We start from the raw sequence: 17366 nt of genomic DNA, 5'->3' as shown, positions 1-17366 counted from the left end.
TTCACGCAGCGCAGAGGGGCAGGCCAGGGTGGCCCGGACAGATCGTCTACCCAACCAGCGGCAGGCTCGATTTCCGGTTCAACCAAGACAAGCAACGTGGGTTTCCAAGTTTCTCCGATGCGGCACGCAACGCGCATGCTGGCCCGGTCCCTGACCGGCGCGGCGCTGGTGCTGGCCCTGGCGCAACCGACGCTGGCGCGCCAGGCGCAGACCGAAGGGCTGGGAACCATTGCAGTGCAGCAGTTGCCCAACGAAGCGCGGCAGACCCTGGAGCGCATCGAAGCCGGCGGCCCGTTCCCGTATGACAAGGACGGCTCGCGATTCGGCAACTACGAGCGCATCCTGCCGCTAAGAGAACGCGGTTATTACCGCGAATACACGGTCAAGAGCGCCAGGAGCCGGAACCGGGGAGCCAAGCGGATCGTCTGCGGCGGGGAACAGCGCGCTGCCAACGATTGTTACTACACGGAAGACCACTACAACAGCTTCAAACGGATACTCAAATGATGACTGACATTTTCGGATTGGGCGACGCCCTTGCCGCCCGCGAAGAGCGCGGCGCCGGAGATGGCTGGCAGCGGGCTCAGCAGCAGGCCCAGAACCTATACGACAACGTGCTGATGATGCCGAGCCACGAGCTCATGCAAAAACTCCCGCCCGCGACCGCGCCCGTGGCCATGCCCGCCGGTCCCGGTTGGAACGACGGCACCAGCGAGGGAGCCATGAACCTGTTCAAGACGGTGCGTCCGAACATCGTCCAGTCGATCCGCGCTTTCCGCGTGCCGGAACTTGCGCAGGCGGCGGCCGATCTCGGCCAGCATTTCCTCTATGCCAATTGCGCGCATTGCGCGAGCAAGGCGGAGATCCTGGAAACCATCGCCACCTCGTTCACCTTCCCCAAGCATTTCGGCAAGAATTTCGACGCGCTCGCCGACTGCCTGACCGACATGATCTACAAGGCCGGCCCGCAGCCGGGTTTCGTGATCGTGCTGGAGGGCCTGCCGATCGCGCAGAAGTTCGACAAGGAAGCGCGCGAGGTGCTGCTCGACGTGTTCCGCGATGCCGCCGAGTTCTGGGGCGAGCGCAAGGTGCAGTTCCGGGTGTTCTATTCGTTCGCCTGACCGCGCAGACTGCCGTTTCACGGCATACTAGACAAAAAGCCCGCTGATGCGGGCTTTTTGCTTGTTGGGGCAGGCGCCGCGCTTATTCCTGCGCCGGCAGGTGGCCATGCGGCGTGAGCCGGTCGATCAGCTCCGGCAGGCCTTCGCTCAGCTGCGCCGCCACGTCGTCCTGCGACATGCCGGTGCTCTGGGCCAGCGACTGCAGCGCGCCGGTGTCGTTCAGCGCATCGCTCAGCGCCGACGGCGTGACCGGCTGGTTGGCGCCGCTGCCGATCCATGAGTTGACCTGTTCGCCCAGCCCGGCCTGGGCCAGGATCTGCTGCAGCGCGCCGATGCCGCCGGCGGCAGCGCCCAGCGCCTGGCTGTTGGCGGGCGCACCGCCCTGGCCGCCCAGCAGGCCGCCGAGCAGCGAGCCCAGGTCGAGGCCACCGGTGGCGCCGCCCGGGGCGGTGCCGGCGCTGCCGCCGAGCATGCCGCCCAGCAGCCCGCCGAGGCTGCCCAACCCGCCCAGGCCATCATCGGCTGCGGCCGCGCCGCCGGCGGCATCGCCGCCTTGCGCGCGGCTGCGCATGGCCAGCGTTGCCAGCAGGCCGAGCGCCATCATCAGCTTGGGGTCGAGCCCGCCGGCCTGGCCGCCCTGGCCGTTCTCTCCGCGCGCGCCGCCGAGCTGTCCGAGCACACCGCCCAGCACGCTATCGAGTAGTCCCATGGTCGACTCCTTTCAGTCAGGGTTGCAAGGTGACACTGGGCCGGGGTGGCCCTGTCGTCAGAATCCGCCCAGCAAGGCGTTAAAGGTTGCCAGGCACGCCAGCCCGGCGGTTTCCGTGCGCAGGATGCGCGGGCCGAGCGACACGCCGGTGAAACCGGCCTGCAGCGCGGCCTGTTCTTCTTCGGGGGCCAGGCCGCCTTCCGGGCCGATCAGCAAGGTGACGCCATCGGCCAGCAGCGCCTCGCGCCGCTCCGCCACCAGCGCCGGCAGCGCTTGCGCGGCCCGCGGCGACACCAGCAGCCTGGTGCCACCGTTGCCGGACCGGTCTGCGCGTGCCAGCCACGTATCCAAGTTAGTGACCTCCGCCACCGCCGGCAAACGATTTCGGCCGCATTGCTCGCAGGCGGCCTGGACCAGCGCCTGCCAGTGCGCCTGGCGCTTGTGCGCGCGCTCGCCGGACAGGCGCACCACCGAGCGGCTGGCCTGCAGCGGCTGGATCGCCGCGACGCCGAGTTCGACGGCTTTCTCGATCAGCCAGTCCATCTTGTCGCCGCCGGCCAGCCCCTGTGCCAGCGTGACGCGGAAGGGCGGCTCCGCCTCGGCAGCGTCATGCGCGCCGATGCGCGCCAGCGCGTGGCGCTTGCCCAGTTCGACCAGCGTGGCGGCGTGGCTGCCGCCGCGGCCGTCGAACAGGGTGATGGCGTCGCCCGGCGCCAGGCGCAGCACCTGCGCGTGGCGCACCACCGGTTCGGGCAGCGGGAAATCCGATTCGGCGGCGAGCACGGTGTCTGCGCCGCCGACAAAAAATCGTGGCGCCATCAGCTTGCCTGGCCCGCCTGGTTGGCCTGGGCCAGCGGCTTGCCGAAGCCCCAGCGGTAGCCGTCGGGATCCTCGACCATGCAGTAGCGGTCGCCCCAGAACTGGTCTGCCGGCGCCATCAGGCTGACCGCGCCGGCATCAACCGCGCGCTGGTGCATGGCGTCGACATCGTCGCAATAGACATAGAAGGTTTGCGGGCATTCCACGCCCAGCGAGCGCGGCGTGCGCGCGGTGCTGCCCCACGCGCCCTCTGGCGCGAACATCACCACCAGCTGGCCCTGGTAGTGCATCTCGGCGTGGGTCGGGACGCCGTTCTCGTCGACCACGTTGCCGGGAGTGAAGCCGAACGCGCGGCCATAGAAATCCAGCGCGGCGCGGCCGTTGGCGACGGTCAGGTAGGGGGTGAGCCAGGGGGTGTTGGCCGGTCTGGTCATGATCGTCTCCTGGTTGCGGGAAACCCGGCGCGGCGGCGTGCCGCGCGGTGCGAGAGTGCATCTTACGCGTGCCGCGCTACGCTGTCGAAGTGCCGCGTCACGGTCCGCGCCATGTCCTCGCCGGGGCGCCGGGGTGAAGCATCAGGCATGCTGGGCCCCGGATAGTTCCGATTGCCGGCACGCGGCGGTGCGGGCGGCCTGCGATGATCGCCCGGACTCGGCCGGAGGGGGCGTCGGGAGTCCGGAAAACCCCCTAGCTTCTGCTAAAATTGCGGTTTTCCTGCCGCCAAGGCTCACGCCGAATCCGCCCGCATGTCCGCCCTTGCCCATCCCGCCACAAGCCCCTTTGCTTCCCAGCCCGCCAAGCTGATGGCCGACGCCATCCGCGTGCTTGCCATGGACGCCGTCCAGCAGGCCAATTCCGGCCACCCCGGTGCGCCGATGGGCATGGCAGACATCGCCGTGGCGCTGTGGGGCCGGCACCTGAAGCACAACCCGAGCAACCCGCAGTGGGCCGACCGCGACCGCTTCGTGCTGTCCAACGGCCACGGCTCGATGCTGATCTACGCGCTGCTGCACCTGACCGGCTACGACCTGCCGGTCGAAGAGCTGAAGAACTTCCGCCAGCTGCACAGCAAGACCGCCGGCCACCCGGAATACGGCATCACCCCGGGCGTGGAAACCACCACCGGCCCGCTCGGCCAGGGCATCACCAACGCCGTCGGCATGGCGCTGGCCGAACGCCTGCTGGGCGAGGAATTCAACCGCCCGGGCTTCGACATCGTCGACCACTACACCTATGTGTTCCTCGGCGACGGCTGCCTGATGGAAGGCATCTCGCACGAGGCCTGCTCGCTGGCCGGCACGCTCAAGCTGAACAAGCTGATTGCGCTGTGGGATGACAACGGCATCTCGATCGACGGCGACGTGGTGCACTGGTTCAACGACGACACCCCGAAGCGCTTCGAAGCGTACGGCTGGAACGTGATCCGTGGCATCGACGGCCACGACGTGGTCGCGGTCGACAATGCCATCGCGCAGGCCAAGGCCAGCGACAAGCCGACCCTGATCTGCTGCCGCACCAAGATCGGCAAGGGCGCGCCCAACAAGGAAGGCGGCCACGACGTGCACGGCGCCCCGCTGGGCGGCGCCGAGGTGCTGGCCACGCGCGAGGCGCTGGGCTGGGCCCACGCCCCGTTCGAGGTGCCGGCCGAGGTCTACGACGCCTGGGACGCCAAGGCCAATGGCCAGGCGCTGGAGCGTGCCTGGAACGCGCTGTTCGAATCGTATGCCGAGCGCCACCCGTACGAAGCTGGCGAATTCACCCGCCGCATGAAGGGCGAGCTGCCGGGCTCATTCGACGCCGCCGTCGAAGCCTTTATCGCCAAGTGCGAGGAAAAGGCCGAGACCATCGCCACCCGCAAGGCCAGCCAGAACACCATCGAGGCCTTCGGCCCGGTGCTGCCCGAGTTCCTCGGCGGCTCGGCCGACCTGACCGGCTCGAACCTGACCAACTGGTCGGGCAGCAAGGCGGTGCGCGTCGATGCCTGGGGCAACCATATCAACTATGGCGTGCGCGAATTCGGCATGAGCGCGATCATGAACGGCATCGCGCTGCATGGCGGCTACATCCCCTACGGCGCGACCTTCCTGACGTTCTCGGACTACAGCCGCAATGCGCTGCGCATGGCGGCGCTGATGAAGATCCGCTCGCTGTTCGTGTTCACCCATGACTCGATCGGCCTGGGCGAAGACGGCCCGACCCACCAGTCGATCGAGCACGTCGCCAGCCTGCGCCTGATCCCTAACATGGACGTCTGGCGTACCGCCGACACCACCGAGACCGCCGTGGCCTGGGCCGAGGCGATCCGCCGCGAGAATGGCCCGAGCTGCCTGATCTTCAGCCGCCAGAACCTGCCGTTCCAGCAACGCGACGACGCCACGCGCGCCAATATCGCGCGCGGCGGCTACGTGCTGCGCGACAGCGTCAACACCAGGACCGGCCGCCCGGACGCCGTGATCCTGGCGACCGGCTCCGAAGTGGGCCTGGCCGTCGGCGCCGCCGATGCACTGGCCGCCGAAGGCGTGCACGTGCGCGTGGTGTCGGTCCCCGCGACCACCGTGTTCGACAAGCAGGACACCGCCTACAAGGCCAGCGTGCTGCCGGCCGGTGTGCCGCGCGTGGCGGTCGAGGCGGGCGTGACGGATTTCTGGTGGAAGTATCAGGTCCAGGCGGTGGTGGGCATCGACACCTTCGGTGAATCGGCCCCGGCCGGCGTGCTGTTCAAGCACTTCGGCTTTACCGTCGAGAACGTGGTCCGTACGGTGAAGGACACCCTTATCTAAGCATCCGGGCGCTGGAACTGCGCGGTGCGCCGCGCGGCAGACGCGGCGCCCACCGGTTTCAATCGATCCTCAGGAGAGACAGTCATGACCATCAAGATCGGCATCAACGGCTTCGGCCGCATCGGGCGCATGGTGTTCCGCGCCGCCGTCGCCAACTTCAAGGACATCGAAGTCGTTGGCATCAACGACCTGCTCGAGCCCGACTACCTGGCGTACATGCTGAAGTACGACTCGGTGCATGGCCGCTTTGACGGCGAAGTGTCGGTCGACGGCAATACCCTGGTCGTCAATGGCAAGAAGATCCGCCTGACCGCTGTCAAGGATCCGGCCGAGCTGAAGTGGGGCGAAATCGGCGCCGACGTGGTGGTCGAGTCGACCGGCATCTTCCTGACGAAGGAAGGCGCGCAGAAGCACATCGACGCGGGCGCCAAGAAGGTGATCATGTCGGCCCCGTCCAAGGACGACACCCCGATGTTCGTGTACGGCGTCAACCACGACACCTACAAGGGCGAGGCGATCATCTCCAACGCCAGCTGCACCACCAACTGCCTGGCCCCGGTGGCCAAGGTGCTGAACGACAAGTGGGGCATCAAGCGCGGCCTGATGACCACCGTGCACGCCGCAACCGCCACGCAAAAGACCGTCGATGGCCCGTCCAACAAGGACTGGCGCGGCGGCCGCGGCATCCTGGAAAACATCATCCCGTCGTCGACGGGCGCCGCCAAGGCCGTGGGCGTGGTGATCCCGCAGCTGAACAAGAAGCTGACCGGCATGTCGTTCCGCGTGCCGACCTCCGACGTGTCGGTGGTCGACCTGACCGTCGAGCTGGAAAAGTCGGCGTCGTACGAAGAAATCTGCGCCGAGATGAAGGCCCAGAGCCAGGGCGCGCTGAAGGGCGTGCTGGGCTATACCGAAGACAAGGTTGTTGCCACCGACTTCCGCGGCGATGCCCGCACCTCGATCTTCGACGCCGAAGCTGGCATCGCGCTGGACGGCACCTTCATCAAGGTCGTGAGCTGGTACGACAACGAGTGGGGCTACTCGAACAAGGTGCTGGAAATGGCCCGCGTGGTGGCTAAATAATCCGCGCCTTCCGTGCCCAGGAAAACGCGCCCACGGGCGCGTTTTTCTTTTTTCAGGCAGGATGGCTGGTCTGCCGGCGCCACTGAAATAGTTGCGTCAGAAAAGAATGATAAAAGTGGAAGCCGAAGGACAGGAAAGTTGAGGCGAAGTGCTGGTTGAGCCGCGGCCAATGTACGCATCTACGATCAATTGCCGCGAAATCGCGCAATTTTTTGGAGTTATGTCATGGGTGGCCGTTTCAGAAATGCCGAATTTGCTTTCCGAGCCTGATTTTTCCTCTTACACTATTAAGACGCTGTTGAAATCTGATGTGCAGCCAGTGCAAGTGGTGGGGCCATCTTAGCTGTGAAAAATCTGACCGGGGGCCTGATCATGGTGAACGTAGACACAAAGCTTCTAGTGATCTTCACCGAGCTGCTGAGCAAGCGTAATGCCACCTACGTGGCTGAGAAGATGCACATGACCGCGCCGGCGGTCTCGCATTCGCTGGGCAGGCTGCGCGAGATCTTTGACGATCCACTCTTTATCCGCGTCCCGCACGGGCTGACGCCGACGCCGCGCGCGCTCGAGCTGGGGCCGAAGATCCGCGACATGCTGGACCTGTGGTCGTCCATCAACGAGGGCGACGCGGACAACTTCGATCCGGCCACCGCAACCGGCACGCTGAGCATCGGCTTTGCCGCGGAACTGGGCGATACGGTGTTCAACCGTTTGGTGCTGCGCATCAAGGCGCTGGCGCCGGACCTGCATATCAAGCTGGTCGAGTCCCATTCGTGGGAAACCGACGTGGCGTCGATGCGCGCCAATGAACTCGACCTGGCATTCTCGCCGTTCCCGACCCGCCATCCGGAAATCGTCGAGGAAATGGTGACGTCGCTGAACCTGTGGGTGTGTGCGCGGAAGGACCATCCGGTGCTGAAAGGCCACTGCACGCTCGAGCAATACCTGGACTGCGGCCATATCTTCATGGCGCATTCCGGTGGCTCCGGCCGCCCGGCGCCGTCGCTGATCCCGCTCGACTACGCGCTGCAGCAGCGCGGCCTGAAGCGCAACGCCTCGCTGACGGTGCATTCGTGGCGCGCCCAGGCCGAACTGGCCTCGCAGACGGACATGATCTTTACCGTCAATGCGCTGACCAAGGACATGGCCTGCGAAACCTATGGCCTGAAGGCCTTCCCGCTGCCGGCGGAGCTGAACACCACGCTCGGCCTGAACATGTTCTGGCACCGCAGCCGCAACACCCACCCGATGCTGGTGTGGGCGCGTGGCCTGTTCCGCCAGGTGGTGGGCGAGTTCGTCGGCTTGCCGCCGGCACGCCCGGCCCGGGCGGTGAGCGAGCAGGACCTGCAGGACCTGCAGGCGCGCTGACCGCTGCGGCAAGAGCAAGCCCCCAACAAAAAACCGGCGCCTGGCGCCGGTTTTTTGTTGGGGGCTTGCTCCGGCAAGGGAGCGAGCGGTTGCTTATCGTTTGGGTCTGTGGGGACAGTTTGTTTTAGTGCAGTTGCCGTACAGCGACAACGCGTGCTCCTGCAGGGTAAAGCCGCGCTCGCGCGCAATGCTTTGCTGGCGCTGCTCGATCTCGGAATCGAAGAATTCCTCGACCCGCCCGCAATCCAGGCACACCAGGTGATCGTGGTGCTTGCCTTCGTTGAGCTCGAAAATGGCCTTGCCGGACTCGAAGTTGTTGCGCGACAGCAGGCCGGCCTGCTCGAACTGGGTCAGCACGCGGTAGACGGTGGCCAGGCCGATATCCATATGCTCGTTGAGCAGGATGCGGTAGACGTCTTCCGCGCTCAGGTGACGCTGTTCGCTGGTCTGAAAAATTTCAAGAATCTTCAGCCTGGGCACGGTCGCCTTCAGGCCGATATTCTTGAGGTCCGCCGGACTCGGCATGTGGGTGACTCCCTAGAGTACAATGTCTGGATAGTTGAATCATAAGGGTTTTGGCAGCAAAAGTCGCTCGTGCCGACGATGTCCAGAGGTCGGCGTCGCGTGCCCGGCAAGCTTGCCGACCCATGTGGTTGCGGCGGCAGATGCCATCCGCTCGTGTGGTGCAATCGGCGCATTTTGCGCCATTTTTATGCCTGCGCAGCCGATCGCTGCCGCGTTACTTTTCTTTCCCTCCGGAAACGAGATCCATGCGTTCTATCCGTTCGTCCGCCATGCGTCCGACGCTGGTTGTCTCCCTGCTGGCCGCGGCCCTGCTGGCCGGCGCCTGCTCGGCCTACGATTCCACTTCGCGCAAGGTAGCCAACGCCATCACGCCGTACCGGATCAACATCGTGCAGGGCAATTTCGTCTCGCGCGAAGCCGCTTCGCAGCTGCGCGAAGGCATGACCCGCGACCAGGTCAAGTTCCTGCTCGGCACGCCGCTGCTGACCGATGTGTTCCACGCCAACCGCTGGGATTATGTGTTTTCGTTCCGCCGCGGCAATACCTCGGTGGTGCAGCAGCGCCGCTACACGGTGTTCTTCGACGGCGACCGCCTGGTCAAGTTTGGCGGCGACGAACTGCCGTCCGAGTACGAGCTGATCGCAGAAATCGACGGCATGAAGAAGGCGCTCAAGGAACAGACGCCGGGCAAGATCTCCACCAGCGCAGCCGCGGCCCCGGCCCCGGCCGAGCAGCAGACCACGGTCGAGAACTTTGTGCCGCGGCAGGCGCAGCAGCCGGAAGCGTCCGGCGCGTCCGCACAACCGGCGCAGGCGGCCCAGCCCGCCGCCGAGCCGTCGGCTCCGGCCCAGGCCACCGCGCCTGCCGACGCGGTCAAACCTGCCACCAACTGATCGATCACGCGCGCCGGCTTCGGCGCGCTGCCGGTTTTCCGGGCCGGCCAGGCATGGCCGGCTCGTTCCTCTTTCGCGCACCGCGCATATTCCGCAGAGCCAGACACCATGAACATCGCCATCGCAGGCGCATCGGGCCGCATGGGCCGCATGCTGATCGAACAAGTGCTGAACACCGAGGGCGTGAAGCTGTCGGGCGCGCTCGACGTGCCCGGCTCACCGGCGCTGGGCCAGGATGCGGGACTGTTCCTGGGCCGCAACACCGGCGTGGCGATCACCGCGGACCTCGACGCCGGGCTGGCCGGTGCGGACTGCCTGATCGACTTTACCCGTCCGGAAGGCACGCTGGCGCACCTGGAAGCGGCGAAGAAGCTGGGCGTCAAGATGGTGGTAGGCACCACCGGCTTCGACGAGGCCGGCAAGGCCGCGCTGGCCGAGGCCGCCAAATCGATCGGCATCGTCTTTGCGGCCAACTTCAGCGTTGGCGTCAATGCCACCTTCAAGCTGCTGGAAGTGGCGGCCAAGCTGCTGTCGACCGGCTATGACATTGAGGTGATCGAGGCCCACCACCGCTTCAAGGTCGACGCCCCGTCGGGCACCGCGCTGAAGATGGGCGAAGTGATCGCCGATGCGCTGGGCCGCGACCTGAAGACCTGCGGTGTGTTCGCCCGCGAAGGCCATACCGGCGAGCGCGATCCCGGTTCGATCGGCTTTGCCACCATCCGCGGCGGCGATATCGTCGGCGACCACACCGTGATGTTCGCCGGCATCGGCGAGCGCATCGAGATCAGCCACAAGTCGTCGAGCCGCCAGTCGTATGCCGACGGCGCGGTGCGCTCGGCTCGTTTCCTGGCCGACAAGCCGACCGGGCTGTTCGACATGCAGGACGTGCTGGGCCTGAAGTAAGGCCGCCCGGGGCGGCCAGCGCTGCCGCCACGGTTATAATCGATTGCTTTAGCATTGCACGCCGGGCGGGCGCCCAGACTGGCGCCCGCCGCTTTCCTTCGAACGAATCTTCCCGGATGCCGGCAGGCCAGTTGCCGCGCAGACGCTGTCCTTGACCGCTGTCCCGACCATGCAAGACAAATACCTTCCTTCCGCCGTTGAACAAGCCGCCCAGCAGCACTGGCAAGCCATCGACGCCTATCGCGTGTCGGAGCATGCAGCCGGGCCCGACGGCAAGGAAAAGCCCAAGTTCTACGCCTGCTCGATGCTGCCGTACCCGTCGGGCAAGCTGCACATGGGCCACGTGCGCAACTACACCATCAACGATGTGATGGCGCGCTACCTGCGCATGAACGGCAACAACGTGCTGATGCCGATGGGCTGGGACGCGTTCGGCATGCCGGCGGAAAACGCCGCGCTGAACAACGGCGTGGCGCCGGCCGCCTGGACCTACGACAACATCGCTTACATGAAGAAGCAGATGCAGTCGATGGGCCTGGCGATCGACTGGTCGCGCGAGGTTGCCACCTGCAGCCCGGACTACTACCGCTGGAACCAGTGGCTGTTCCTGAAGATGCTGGAAAAGGGCATCGCCTACCGCAAGACCGGCACCGTCAACTGGGACCCGGTCGACCAGACCGTGCTGGCCAACGAGCAGGTCATCGACGGCCGCGGCTGGCGCTCGGGCGCGGTGGTCGAAAAGCGCGAGATCCCGATGTACTACCTGCGCATCACCGATTATGCGCAGGAGCTGCTGGGCGACCTGGACCAGCTGGGCTGGCCCGAGCGCGTCAAGGTGATGCAGCAGAACTGGATCGGCAAGAGCGTGGGTGTGCGCTTTGCGTTTACCCATGACATCCCGGGCGAAGATGGCAAGGCGATCAACGACGGCAAGCTCTATGTCTTCACCACGCGCGCCGACACCATCATGGGCGTGACCTTCTGCGCGGTCGCCGCCGAGCACCCGCTGGCCACGCACGCCGCGCTGAACAACCCCGAACTGGCCGCCTTCATCGACGAATGCAAGCACGGATCGGTCATGGAAGCCGACATGGCGACCATGGAGAAGAAGGGCATGCCGACCGGCCTGCAGGTGGTGCATCCGCTCACCGGCGACAAGGTCGACGTGTGGGTGGGCAACTACGTGCTGATGAGCTACGGCGACGGCGCCGTGATGGGCGTGCCCGCGCACGACGAGCGCGACTTCGCCTTCGCCAACAAGTACAAGCTGCCGATCAGGCAGGTGATCGACGTCAAGGGCCAGCCGTACTCGACCGAAGCGTGGCAGGAGTGGTATGCCGACAAGGAAAACGGCACCTGCGTCCACAGCGGCAAGTACGACGGCCTGGGCTACCAGGCCGCGGTGGAAGCCATTGCCGCCGACCTGGGCGCGATGGGCCTGGGTGAGAAGAAGACCACCTGGCGCCTGCGCGACTGGGGCATCTCGCGCCAGCGCTACTGGGGCACGCCGATCCCGCTGATCCACTGCGACAGCTGCGGCGTGGTGCCGGTGCCGGAGCAGGACCTGCCGGTGGTGCTGCCCGAAGACCTGGTGCCGGACGGCACCGGCAACCCGCTGGCCAAGGATCCGCGCTTCCTGCAGTGCAGCTGCCCGTCGTGCGGCAAGCCCGCGCGCCGCGAGACCGACACGATGGATACCTTCATCGATTCGTGCTGGTACTACATGCGCTATACCTGCCCGGACGCGGCCACCATGGTCGATGCCCGCAACGACTACTGGATGCCGATGGACCAGTACATCGGCGGCATCGAGCACGCGATCCTGCACCTGCTGTACGCGCGCTTCTGGACCAAGGTGATGCGCGACCTGGGCCTGGTCAAGTTCGACGAGCCGTTCACCAACCTGCTGACCCAGGGCATGGTGCTCAACGAGACCTACTACCGCGAAGACGCGTCGGGCAAGAAGACCTGGTACAACCCGGCCGAGGTCGACCTGCAGACCGACGAGCGCGGCCGCCCGGTGGGCGCCACGCTGATCGCCGACGGCCAGCCGGTGGTAATCGGCGGGGTCGAGAAGATGTCGAAGTCCAAGAACAACGGCATCGACCCGCAGGCGCTGATCGACCAGTACGGCGCCGACACCGCGCGCCTGTTCGTGATGTTCGCCGCGCCGCCCGAGCAGCAGCTCGAGTGGAGCGGTTCGGGCGTGGAGGGCGCGTCGCGCTTCCTGCGCCGCGTGTGGAACTACGGCTATGCCAACGCCGCCGCGATCCGCGACGGTGCCGCCGGCGCGCCGGGCGCGGACGATGCCGAGCTGCGCCGCGAGATCCACGGCGTGCTCAAGCAGGCCAACTACGACTACCAGCGCATCCAGTACAACACCGTGGTGTCCGCCACCATGAAGATGCTGAACGCGCTGGACGACGCCAAGACCGCGTCGCCGGCGGCGCGCCGCGAGTGCTTCGGCATCCTGCTGCGCGTGCTGTACCCGGTGGTGCCGCACATCACCCATGGCCTGTGGGAGCAGCTGGGCTATGCCGCCGAGGCCGGCGACCTGCTCGACGCCCCGTGGCCGCAGGTCGATGAAGCCGCGCTGGTGCGCAGCGAGATCGAGCTGGTGCTGCAGATCAACGGCAAGGTGCGCGGCAGCATCACCGTGCCCGCCGACGCCGACCGCGCCGCGATCGAGGCCACTGCCGCCGCCAGCGACACCGTGGCCAAGTTTGCCGAAGGCAAGGCGCCGAAGAAGATCGTGGTGGTGCCTGGCCGCCTGGTCAACGTGGTGCTCTGACATTGCCGTCGGCCCGCCGGAACCTGACTCAAAGGAATCGCCAACCATGAAGCGACTGAACCTGGGACGCCGCAAGCTGCTCGCGGCCCTGCTGGCAGTGCCGGCCACGGGCCTGCTGGCCGGCTGCGGCTTCCATCTGCGCGGCAACTCGGACTTCGCCTTCAAGCGGCTGTATATCGGCATCCCGCCCAACTCGCTGATGGGCGCGGACCTGCGCCGCGCCATCCGCGGCGGCTCGGACACCCAGGTGGTGGCGGACCAGAAAGAGGCCGACGCGCTGCTGGACGTGCTGCAGGACACCCGCACCAAGTCGATCCTGTCGATCACGACCGAGGGCGTGGTGCGCGAATACCGCCTGACCCAGCGCTTCACCTTCCGCCTGCGCGATCCCGCCGGCAAGGAACTGATCCCGCCGTCGCAACTGGTGCTGACGCGCGACCTGACCTACAACGAAGCCAATACGCTGGCCAAGGACTACGAAGAGCAGCAGCTGTACCGCGACATGCAGCGCGACATCGTGCAGCAGTTGATGCGCCGGCTGGCCGCCGTCAAGGCGATCTGAGCGAGCACGGCTGACGGCATGCAGCTCAAGCTCGACGGGCTCGACGCGCACCTGCGCCAGGCCAAGGCCAAGGGGCTGGCGCCGCTGTACGTGGTGCACGGCGATGAACACCTGCTGGTGCTGGAAGCGGTCGACCGCCTGCGCGCGGCGGCGCGCGAAGCCGGCTTTTCCGAACGCGAGGTGCTGGTGGCCGAGCGCGGCTTCCATTGGGGCCGGCTGGTCGAGGCGCAGCAGTCGATGTCGCTGTTCGGCGACCGCAAGATCGTCGAGCTGCGCATTCCCTCGGGCAAGCCCGGCAAGGACGGCGGCGAGGCGCTGCGCGCGGTGGCCGCACAGCCGTCGCCCGACGTGGTGATGCTGGTGACGCTGCCGCGGCTGGACTTTGCCGCGTCCAAGTCGGCCTGGTTCCAGGCGCTGGAAGGCGCCGGCGTGTCGATCAAGGTCGACACCGTGGACCGCACCCGCTTGCCGGCGTGGGTCGGCGAGCGCCTGGCGCTGCAGCAGCAGCGCGTGCAGGGCGGTGAGCCGGGCCGGCTCGCATTGCAGTTCATTGCCGACAAGGTCGAGGGCAACCTGCTGGCGGCGCACCAGGAAATCCAGAAGCTGGGCCTGCTGTACCCGCCCGGCGAACTGAGCTTCGACCAGGTCCACGACGCGGTGCTGAACGTGGCCCGCTACGATGTGTTCAAGCTGTCGGAATCGATGCTCTCTGGCGACGTGCCGCGGCTGGTGCGCATGCTCGAAGGGCTGGGCGGCGAGGGCGAGGCCACGGTGCTGGTGCTGTGGGCGCTGACCGAGGAAATTCGCGTATTATCCAAGGTCCGGCAAGGGCTGGCGGCGGGCAAGCCGGCGGGCGTGCTGATGCGCGAACTGCGCGTCTGGGGCCCGCGCGAGCGGCTGGTGCCGCAGGCCGCGCAGCGCCTGTCGCAGCCACGGCTGGACGCAGCCCTGGCGCTGGCCGCGCGGCTGGACCGCCAGGTCAAGGGCCTGCAGGACCTGCCGCCGTCAGGCGTCGCGCCGCTGCCGGCCGAGCCGTGGGACGGCTTGCAGCAGCTGGCGCTGATGATTGCGCGCTGAATGTTTGCTCCCTGAATGTTTGCTCCCCTCTCCCGCTTGGGGGCGAGGGGCCGGGGGAGAGGGCAGGCGGTGAAGCTTGCGATATCGCCCGTCGCAGCACTGGCCCTCTCCCCCAACCCCTCTCCCGCGCGCGGGAGAGGGGAGGAACACACATACTGACGGCCTTCCCCCGGCCACTGACATGACCGAGTTCGACCTCAACCAATACATGGACCGCGTCGGCCGCCAGGCCCGCGCCGCGTCGCGCGCGATGGCGCGTGCCTCCACCGCCGACAAGAACCGTGCGCTGCTGACCATTGCCGCGGCGATCCGCCGCGATGCCGGCAAGCTCAAGGCCGTCAACGCGCGCGACGTCGAGCGTGCCCGCGCCAACGGCCAGGACGCCGCCTTCGTCGACCGCCTGACGCTGTCGGACAAGGCCATCGACACCATGGCCGCGGGCCTGGAGCAGATCGCCGCGCTGGCTGACCCGATCGGCGAGATCTCGAACATGAAGTTCCGTCCGACCGGCATCCAGGTGGGCCAGATGCGCGTGCCGCTGGGCGTGATCGGCATCATCTACGAGTCGCGCCCCAACGTGACCATCGACGCCGCCGCGCTGTGCCTGAAGTCGGGCAACGCCACCATCCTGCGTGGCGGGTCCGAGGCGATCGAATCCAACACCGCGCTGGCCGCGCTGGTGGCCGAGGGCCTGTCCGCTGCCGGCCTGCCGTCCGAGGCGGTGCAGGTGATCGAGACCACCGACCGCGCCGCGGTCGGCCGACTGATCACCATGACCGAATATGTCGACGTGATCGTGCCGCGCGGCGGCAAGAGCCTGATCGCGCGCCTGATGGAAGAGGCGCGCGTGCCGATGATCAAGCACCTGGATGGCATCTGCCACGTCTATATCGATGCCGAGGCCGACCTGGACAAGGCCGTACGCGTCTGCGACAACGCCAAGACCCAGCGCTATGCGCCGTGCAACACCATGGAGACCCTGCTGGTGTCGCGGGACATCGCCGCCGCGGCGCTGCCGCCGCTGTGCCGCATCTACCAGCAGAAGGGTGTCGAGCTGCGCGTGTGCCCGGCCACCCGCGCCACGCTGGAGGCGGCGGGCTTCGGCGGCCTGGTCGATGCCACCGAGGAAGACTGGCGCCTGGAATACCTGGCCCCGATCCTGGCCATCAAGACCGTCGCCGGCCTCGATGAAGCCATCGCGCATATCAACGAATACGGCTCGCACCATACCGACTCGATCATCACCGAGAACTACTCGGCGGGCATGCGCTTTATCCGCGAGGTCGATTCGGCCAGCGTGATGATCAACGCCTCGACCCGTTTTGCCGATGGCTTCGAGTACGGCCTGGGCGCGGAAATCGGCATCTCCAACGACAAGCTGCATGCGCGCGGCCCGGTCGGGCTGGAAGGGCTGACCTCGCTCAAGTACGTGGTGTTCGGGCACGGCGAGATCCGGACGTAAGGCCGGCGTCCTGAGGTATTTGCCCGTCGTTCCCGCGCAGGCGGGAACCCAGTGACTTTGAACGACGCTGGATTCCCGCCTACGCGGGAATGACAGTCGAATTTGGAAGTTGTCGAAAAACAAGAACGTCATCAGGTACCGATGCTCTGGGTCAAAGCGCTGCATATCGTCTTCGTCGTTTCGTGGTTCGCCGGCCTGTTCTACCTGCCGCGCATCTTCGTCAACCTGGCGATGGAAACCGATGCCGCCAGCACGCAGCGCCTGCTGCTGATGGCGCGCAAGCTGTTCCGCTTCATGACCATGCTGGCAGTGCCGGCGGTGGTGTTCGGGCTGTGGCTGTACCTGGGCTACGGCATCGGCCGCGGCGCAGGCCAGGGGTGGATGCATGCCAAGCTGGCGCTGGTGCTGGTGCTGATCGGCTACCACCACGGCTGCGGCGTGCTGCTGCGCAAGTTCGAGGCGGGGCGCAACGCGCGCTCGCACAAGTTCTATCGCTGGTTCAACGAGCTGCCGGTGCTGGTGCTGCTGGCGGTGGTGATCCTGGTCGTGGTCAAGCCGTTCTGAGGCTGACCTCTTTTATATTGCTGCCTGATTCCGTCTCGGATACCAACATGAGCAAGCTGGTCGACTACTACCTGACGCCGCAATCGCCGTACGTCTACATGGGCCATGCCCGTTTCAGCGCCATCGCCGCGCGCCACGGCGCGCAGGTGAACCTGAAGCCGTGCGATCTCGGCAAAGTGTTCTCGGTCTCCGGCGGGCTGCCGCTGGCGCAGCGCCCGCCGCAGCGACAGGCTTACCGGCTGGTCGAGCTCAGGCGCTGGAGCGCGTTCCTGAACATCCCGCTGAACGTCGAGCCGACGTTTTTCCCGGTGTCCGGCGACGCCGCCAGCAAGCTGATCATTGCCGCGCAACTGGCGCACGGCACCGCGCGCGCGATGGCACTGACCGGCGCGATCGGCGCCGCGGTGTGGGCACAGCAGCGCAATATCGCCGATGCCGCCACGCTGGCGCAGATCGCCGACGAGGCCGGCCTGGATGGCGCCGGCCTGCTCAAGGCGAGCGAGGCCCAGTCGGTGCAGGCCGCCTATGCACAGAACACGCAGGAGGCGATCTCGGCCGGCGTGTTCGGCGCGCCGTGGTACGTGTTCGACGGCGAGCCGTTCTGGGGGCAGGACCGCCTCGATTTTCTCGACCGCGCACTGGCCGCGGCCTGAACTAAGCTACCGATACTTCCCCGTCCGCCACGGCGGACGTTTTTGTTTGCAGG

General features: G+C 66.7%; 17 protein-coding genes. 13 read left to right on the top strand and 4 right to left on the bottom strand.

Annotated features, from left to right (window positions below):
• Positions 1–135: 135 nt before the first annotated feature.
• Both ACEI37_RS24445 and ACEI37_RS24440 read left to right on the top strand, forming a co-directional pair.
• Positions 136–507: a ribonuclease domain-containing protein gene (locus ACEI37_RS24445; RefSeq protein WP_111519510.1), complete on the top strand. Its 372-nt coding sequence runs from the start codon at positions 136–138 to the stop codon at positions 505–507.
• Positions 504–1121 carry a barstar family protein gene (locus ACEI37_RS24440; RefSeq protein WP_062801715.1) on the top strand — a complete coding sequence of 206 codons (618 nt, stop codon included), beginning with the start codon at positions 504–506 and terminating at the stop codon, positions 1119–1121. Before ACEI37_RS24445 ends, ACEI37_RS24440 begins: the two co-directional genes overlap by 4 nt.
• Positions 1122–1203: 82 nt before the next feature.
• On the opposite strand, the gene ACEI37_RS24435 is transcribed toward ACEI37_RS24440, so the two are convergent.
• From ACEI37_RS24435 to ACEI37_RS24425, 3 genes are read right to left on the bottom strand one after another with little or no spacing between them, the layout of a single operon-like run.
• Positions 1204–1830 (bottom strand): YidB family protein, encoded by a 627-nt coding sequence (locus ACEI37_RS24435; RefSeq protein ID WP_373378507.1) that lies wholly within the window; start codon positions 1828–1830, stop codon positions 1204–1206.
• Positions 1831–1887: 57 nt separating this feature from the next.
• Complete coding sequence (locus ACEI37_RS24430; protein ID WP_373378506.1) at positions 1888–2649, bottom strand: 16S rRNA (uracil(1498)-N(3))-methyltransferase; 762 nt, start codon at positions 2647–2649, stop codon at positions 1888–1890.
• On the bottom strand, positions 2649–3083 hold the full coding sequence (locus tag ACEI37_RS24425) for a VOC family protein (protein ID WP_373378505.1): 435 nt from the start codon (positions 3081–3083) through the stop codon (positions 2649–2651). The genes ACEI37_RS24430 and ACEI37_RS24425 overlap by 1 nt, the downstream gene beginning before the upstream one ends.
• Before the next feature lie 312 nt (positions 3084–3395).
• On the opposite strand from ACEI37_RS24425, the gene tkt reads away from it, so the two are divergent.
• From tkt to ACEI37_RS24410, 3 genes are all read left to right on the top strand, one after another.
• Positions 3396–5429, top strand: a complete 2034-nt coding sequence (tkt, locus tag ACEI37_RS24420; RefSeq protein ID WP_373378504.1) for a transketolase — start codon at positions 3396–3398, stop codon at positions 5427–5429.
• 84 nt (positions 5430–5513) lie between these two features.
• On the top strand, positions 5514–6512 hold the full coding sequence (gene gap, locus ACEI37_RS24415; RefSeq protein WP_062801710.1) for a type I glyceraldehyde-3-phosphate dehydrogenase: 999 nt from the start codon (positions 5514–5516) through the stop codon (positions 6510–6512).
• Between the two features lie 372 nt (positions 6513–6884).
• Positions 6885–7880: a LysR family transcriptional regulator gene (locus ACEI37_RS24410; RefSeq protein WP_373378503.1), complete on the top strand. Its 996-nt coding sequence runs from the start codon at positions 6885–6887 to the stop codon at positions 7878–7880.
• Positions 7881–7973: 93 nt separating this feature from the next.
• On the opposite strand, the gene fur is transcribed toward ACEI37_RS24410, so the two are convergent.
• Complete coding sequence (gene fur / locus ACEI37_RS24405; RefSeq protein WP_012353845.1) at positions 7974–8405, bottom strand: ferric iron uptake transcriptional regulator; 432 nt, start codon at positions 8403–8405, stop codon at positions 7974–7976.
• A 245-nt stretch (positions 8406–8650) separates the two neighbouring features.
• Here fur and ACEI37_RS24400 point away from each other — a divergent pair, with 245 nt between their 5' ends.
• The 8 genes from ACEI37_RS24400 (at position 8651) to ACEI37_RS24365 (ending at position 17313) form a co-directional block, all read left to right on the top strand.
• Positions 8651–9298 carry an outer membrane protein assembly factor BamE gene (locus ACEI37_RS24400; RefSeq protein ID WP_373378502.1) on the top strand — a complete coding sequence of 216 codons (648 nt, stop codon included), beginning with the start codon at positions 8651–8653 and terminating at the stop codon, positions 9296–9298.
• Positions 9299–9406: 108 nt separating this feature from the next.
• Positions 9407–10204 (top strand): 4-hydroxy-tetrahydrodipicolinate reductase, encoded by a 798-nt coding sequence (gene dapB / locus ACEI37_RS24395; protein WP_373378501.1) that lies wholly within the window; start codon positions 9407–9409, stop codon positions 10202–10204.
• 169 nt (positions 10205–10373) lie between these two features.
• Positions 10374–12995 carry a leucine--tRNA ligase gene (leuS, locus tag ACEI37_RS24390; protein ID WP_373378500.1) on the top strand — a complete coding sequence of 874 codons (2622 nt, stop codon included), beginning with the start codon at positions 10374–10376 and terminating at the stop codon, positions 12993–12995.
• Positions 12996–13041: 46 nt separating this feature from the next.
• Entirely contained in the window at positions 13042–13557 is a 516-nt protein-coding gene (gene lptE, locus ACEI37_RS24385; protein ID WP_373378499.1) for an LPS assembly lipoprotein LptE, read from the top strand.
• 18 nt (positions 13558–13575) lie between these two features.
• Complete coding sequence (holA, locus tag ACEI37_RS24380; protein WP_373378498.1) at positions 13576–14634, top strand: DNA polymerase III subunit delta; 1059 nt, start codon at positions 13576–13578, stop codon at positions 14632–14634.
• 181 nt (positions 14635–14815) lie between these two features.
• Positions 14816–16096, top strand: a complete 1281-nt coding sequence (locus ACEI37_RS24375) for a glutamate-5-semialdehyde dehydrogenase (protein ID WP_373378497.1) — start codon at positions 14816–14818, stop codon at positions 16094–16096.
• Positions 16097–16237: 141 nt separating this feature from the next.
• Positions 16238–16660 carry a CopD family protein gene (locus tag ACEI37_RS24370; protein ID WP_035817206.1) on the top strand — a complete coding sequence of 141 codons (423 nt, stop codon included), beginning with the start codon at positions 16238–16240 and terminating at the stop codon, positions 16658–16660.
• Positions 16661–16707: 47 nt separating this feature from the next.
• The gene (locus ACEI37_RS24365; RefSeq protein ID WP_373378496.1) at positions 16708–17313 is read left to right on the top strand and encodes a 2-hydroxychromene-2-carboxylate isomerase; all 606 of its coding nucleotides are present in this window, start codon (positions 16708–16710) and stop codon (positions 17311–17313) included.
• The last annotated feature ends 53 nt before the right edge of the window (positions 17314–17366 follow it).

Origin of the sequence: Cupriavidus nantongensis (genome assembly GCF_041726985.1) — a bacterium.
GTDB lineage: Bacteria > Pseudomonadota > Gammaproteobacteria > Burkholderiales > Burkholderiaceae > Cupriavidus > Cupriavidus nantongensis_A.
This window is presented reverse-complemented; position numbering and strand designations above follow the sequence as displayed.

Coding starts and splice junctions, on each gene's coding strand:
- ACEI37_RS24445 (WP_111519510.1), top strand. CDS start 136: ATGCTGGCCCGGTCCCTGACCGGCGCGGCGCTGGTGCTGGCCCTGGCG.
- ACEI37_RS24440 (WP_062801715.1), top strand. CDS start 504: ATGATGACTGACATTTTCGGATTGGGCGACGCCCTTGCCGCCCGCGAA.
- ACEI37_RS24435 (WP_373378507.1), bottom strand. CDS start 1,830: ATGGGACTACTCGATAGCGTGCTGGGCGGTGTGCTCGGACAGCTCGGC.
- ACEI37_RS24430 (WP_373378506.1), bottom strand. CDS start 2,649: ATGGCGCCACGATTTTTTGTCGGCGGCGCAGACACCGTGCTCGCCGCC.
- ACEI37_RS24425 (WP_373378505.1), bottom strand. CDS start 3,083: ATGACCAGACCGGCCAACACCCCCTGGCTCACCCCCTACCTGACCGTC.
- tkt (WP_373378504.1), top strand. CDS start 3,396: ATGTCCGCCCTTGCCCATCCCGCCACAAGCCCCTTTGCTTCCCAGCCC.
- gap (WP_062801710.1), top strand. CDS start 5,514: ATGACCATCAAGATCGGCATCAACGGCTTCGGCCGCATCGGGCGCATG.
- ACEI37_RS24410 (WP_373378503.1), top strand. CDS start 6,885: ATGGTGAACGTAGACACAAAGCTTCTAGTGATCTTCACCGAGCTGCTG.
- fur (WP_012353845.1), bottom strand. CDS start 8,405: ATGCCGAGTCCGGCGGACCTCAAGAATATCGGCCTGAAGGCGACCGTG.
- ACEI37_RS24400 (WP_373378502.1), top strand. CDS start 8,651: ATGCGTTCTATCCGTTCGTCCGCCATGCGTCCGACGCTGGTTGTCTCC.
- dapB (WP_373378501.1), top strand. CDS start 9,407: ATGAACATCGCCATCGCAGGCGCATCGGGCCGCATGGGCCGCATGCTG.
- leuS (WP_373378500.1), top strand. CDS start 10,374: ATGCAAGACAAATACCTTCCTTCCGCCGTTGAACAAGCCGCCCAGCAG.
- lptE (WP_373378499.1), top strand. CDS start 13,042: ATGAAGCGACTGAACCTGGGACGCCGCAAGCTGCTCGCGGCCCTGCTG.
- holA (WP_373378498.1), top strand. CDS start 13,576: ATGCAGCTCAAGCTCGACGGGCTCGACGCGCACCTGCGCCAGGCCAAG.
- ACEI37_RS24375 (WP_373378497.1), top strand. CDS start 14,816: ATGACCGAGTTCGACCTCAACCAATACATGGACCGCGTCGGCCGCCAG.
- ACEI37_RS24370 (WP_035817206.1), top strand. CDS start 16,238: ATGCTCTGGGTCAAAGCGCTGCATATCGTCTTCGTCGTTTCGTGGTTC.
- ACEI37_RS24365 (WP_373378496.1), top strand. CDS start 16,708: ATGAGCAAGCTGGTCGACTACTACCTGACGCCGCAATCGCCGTACGTC.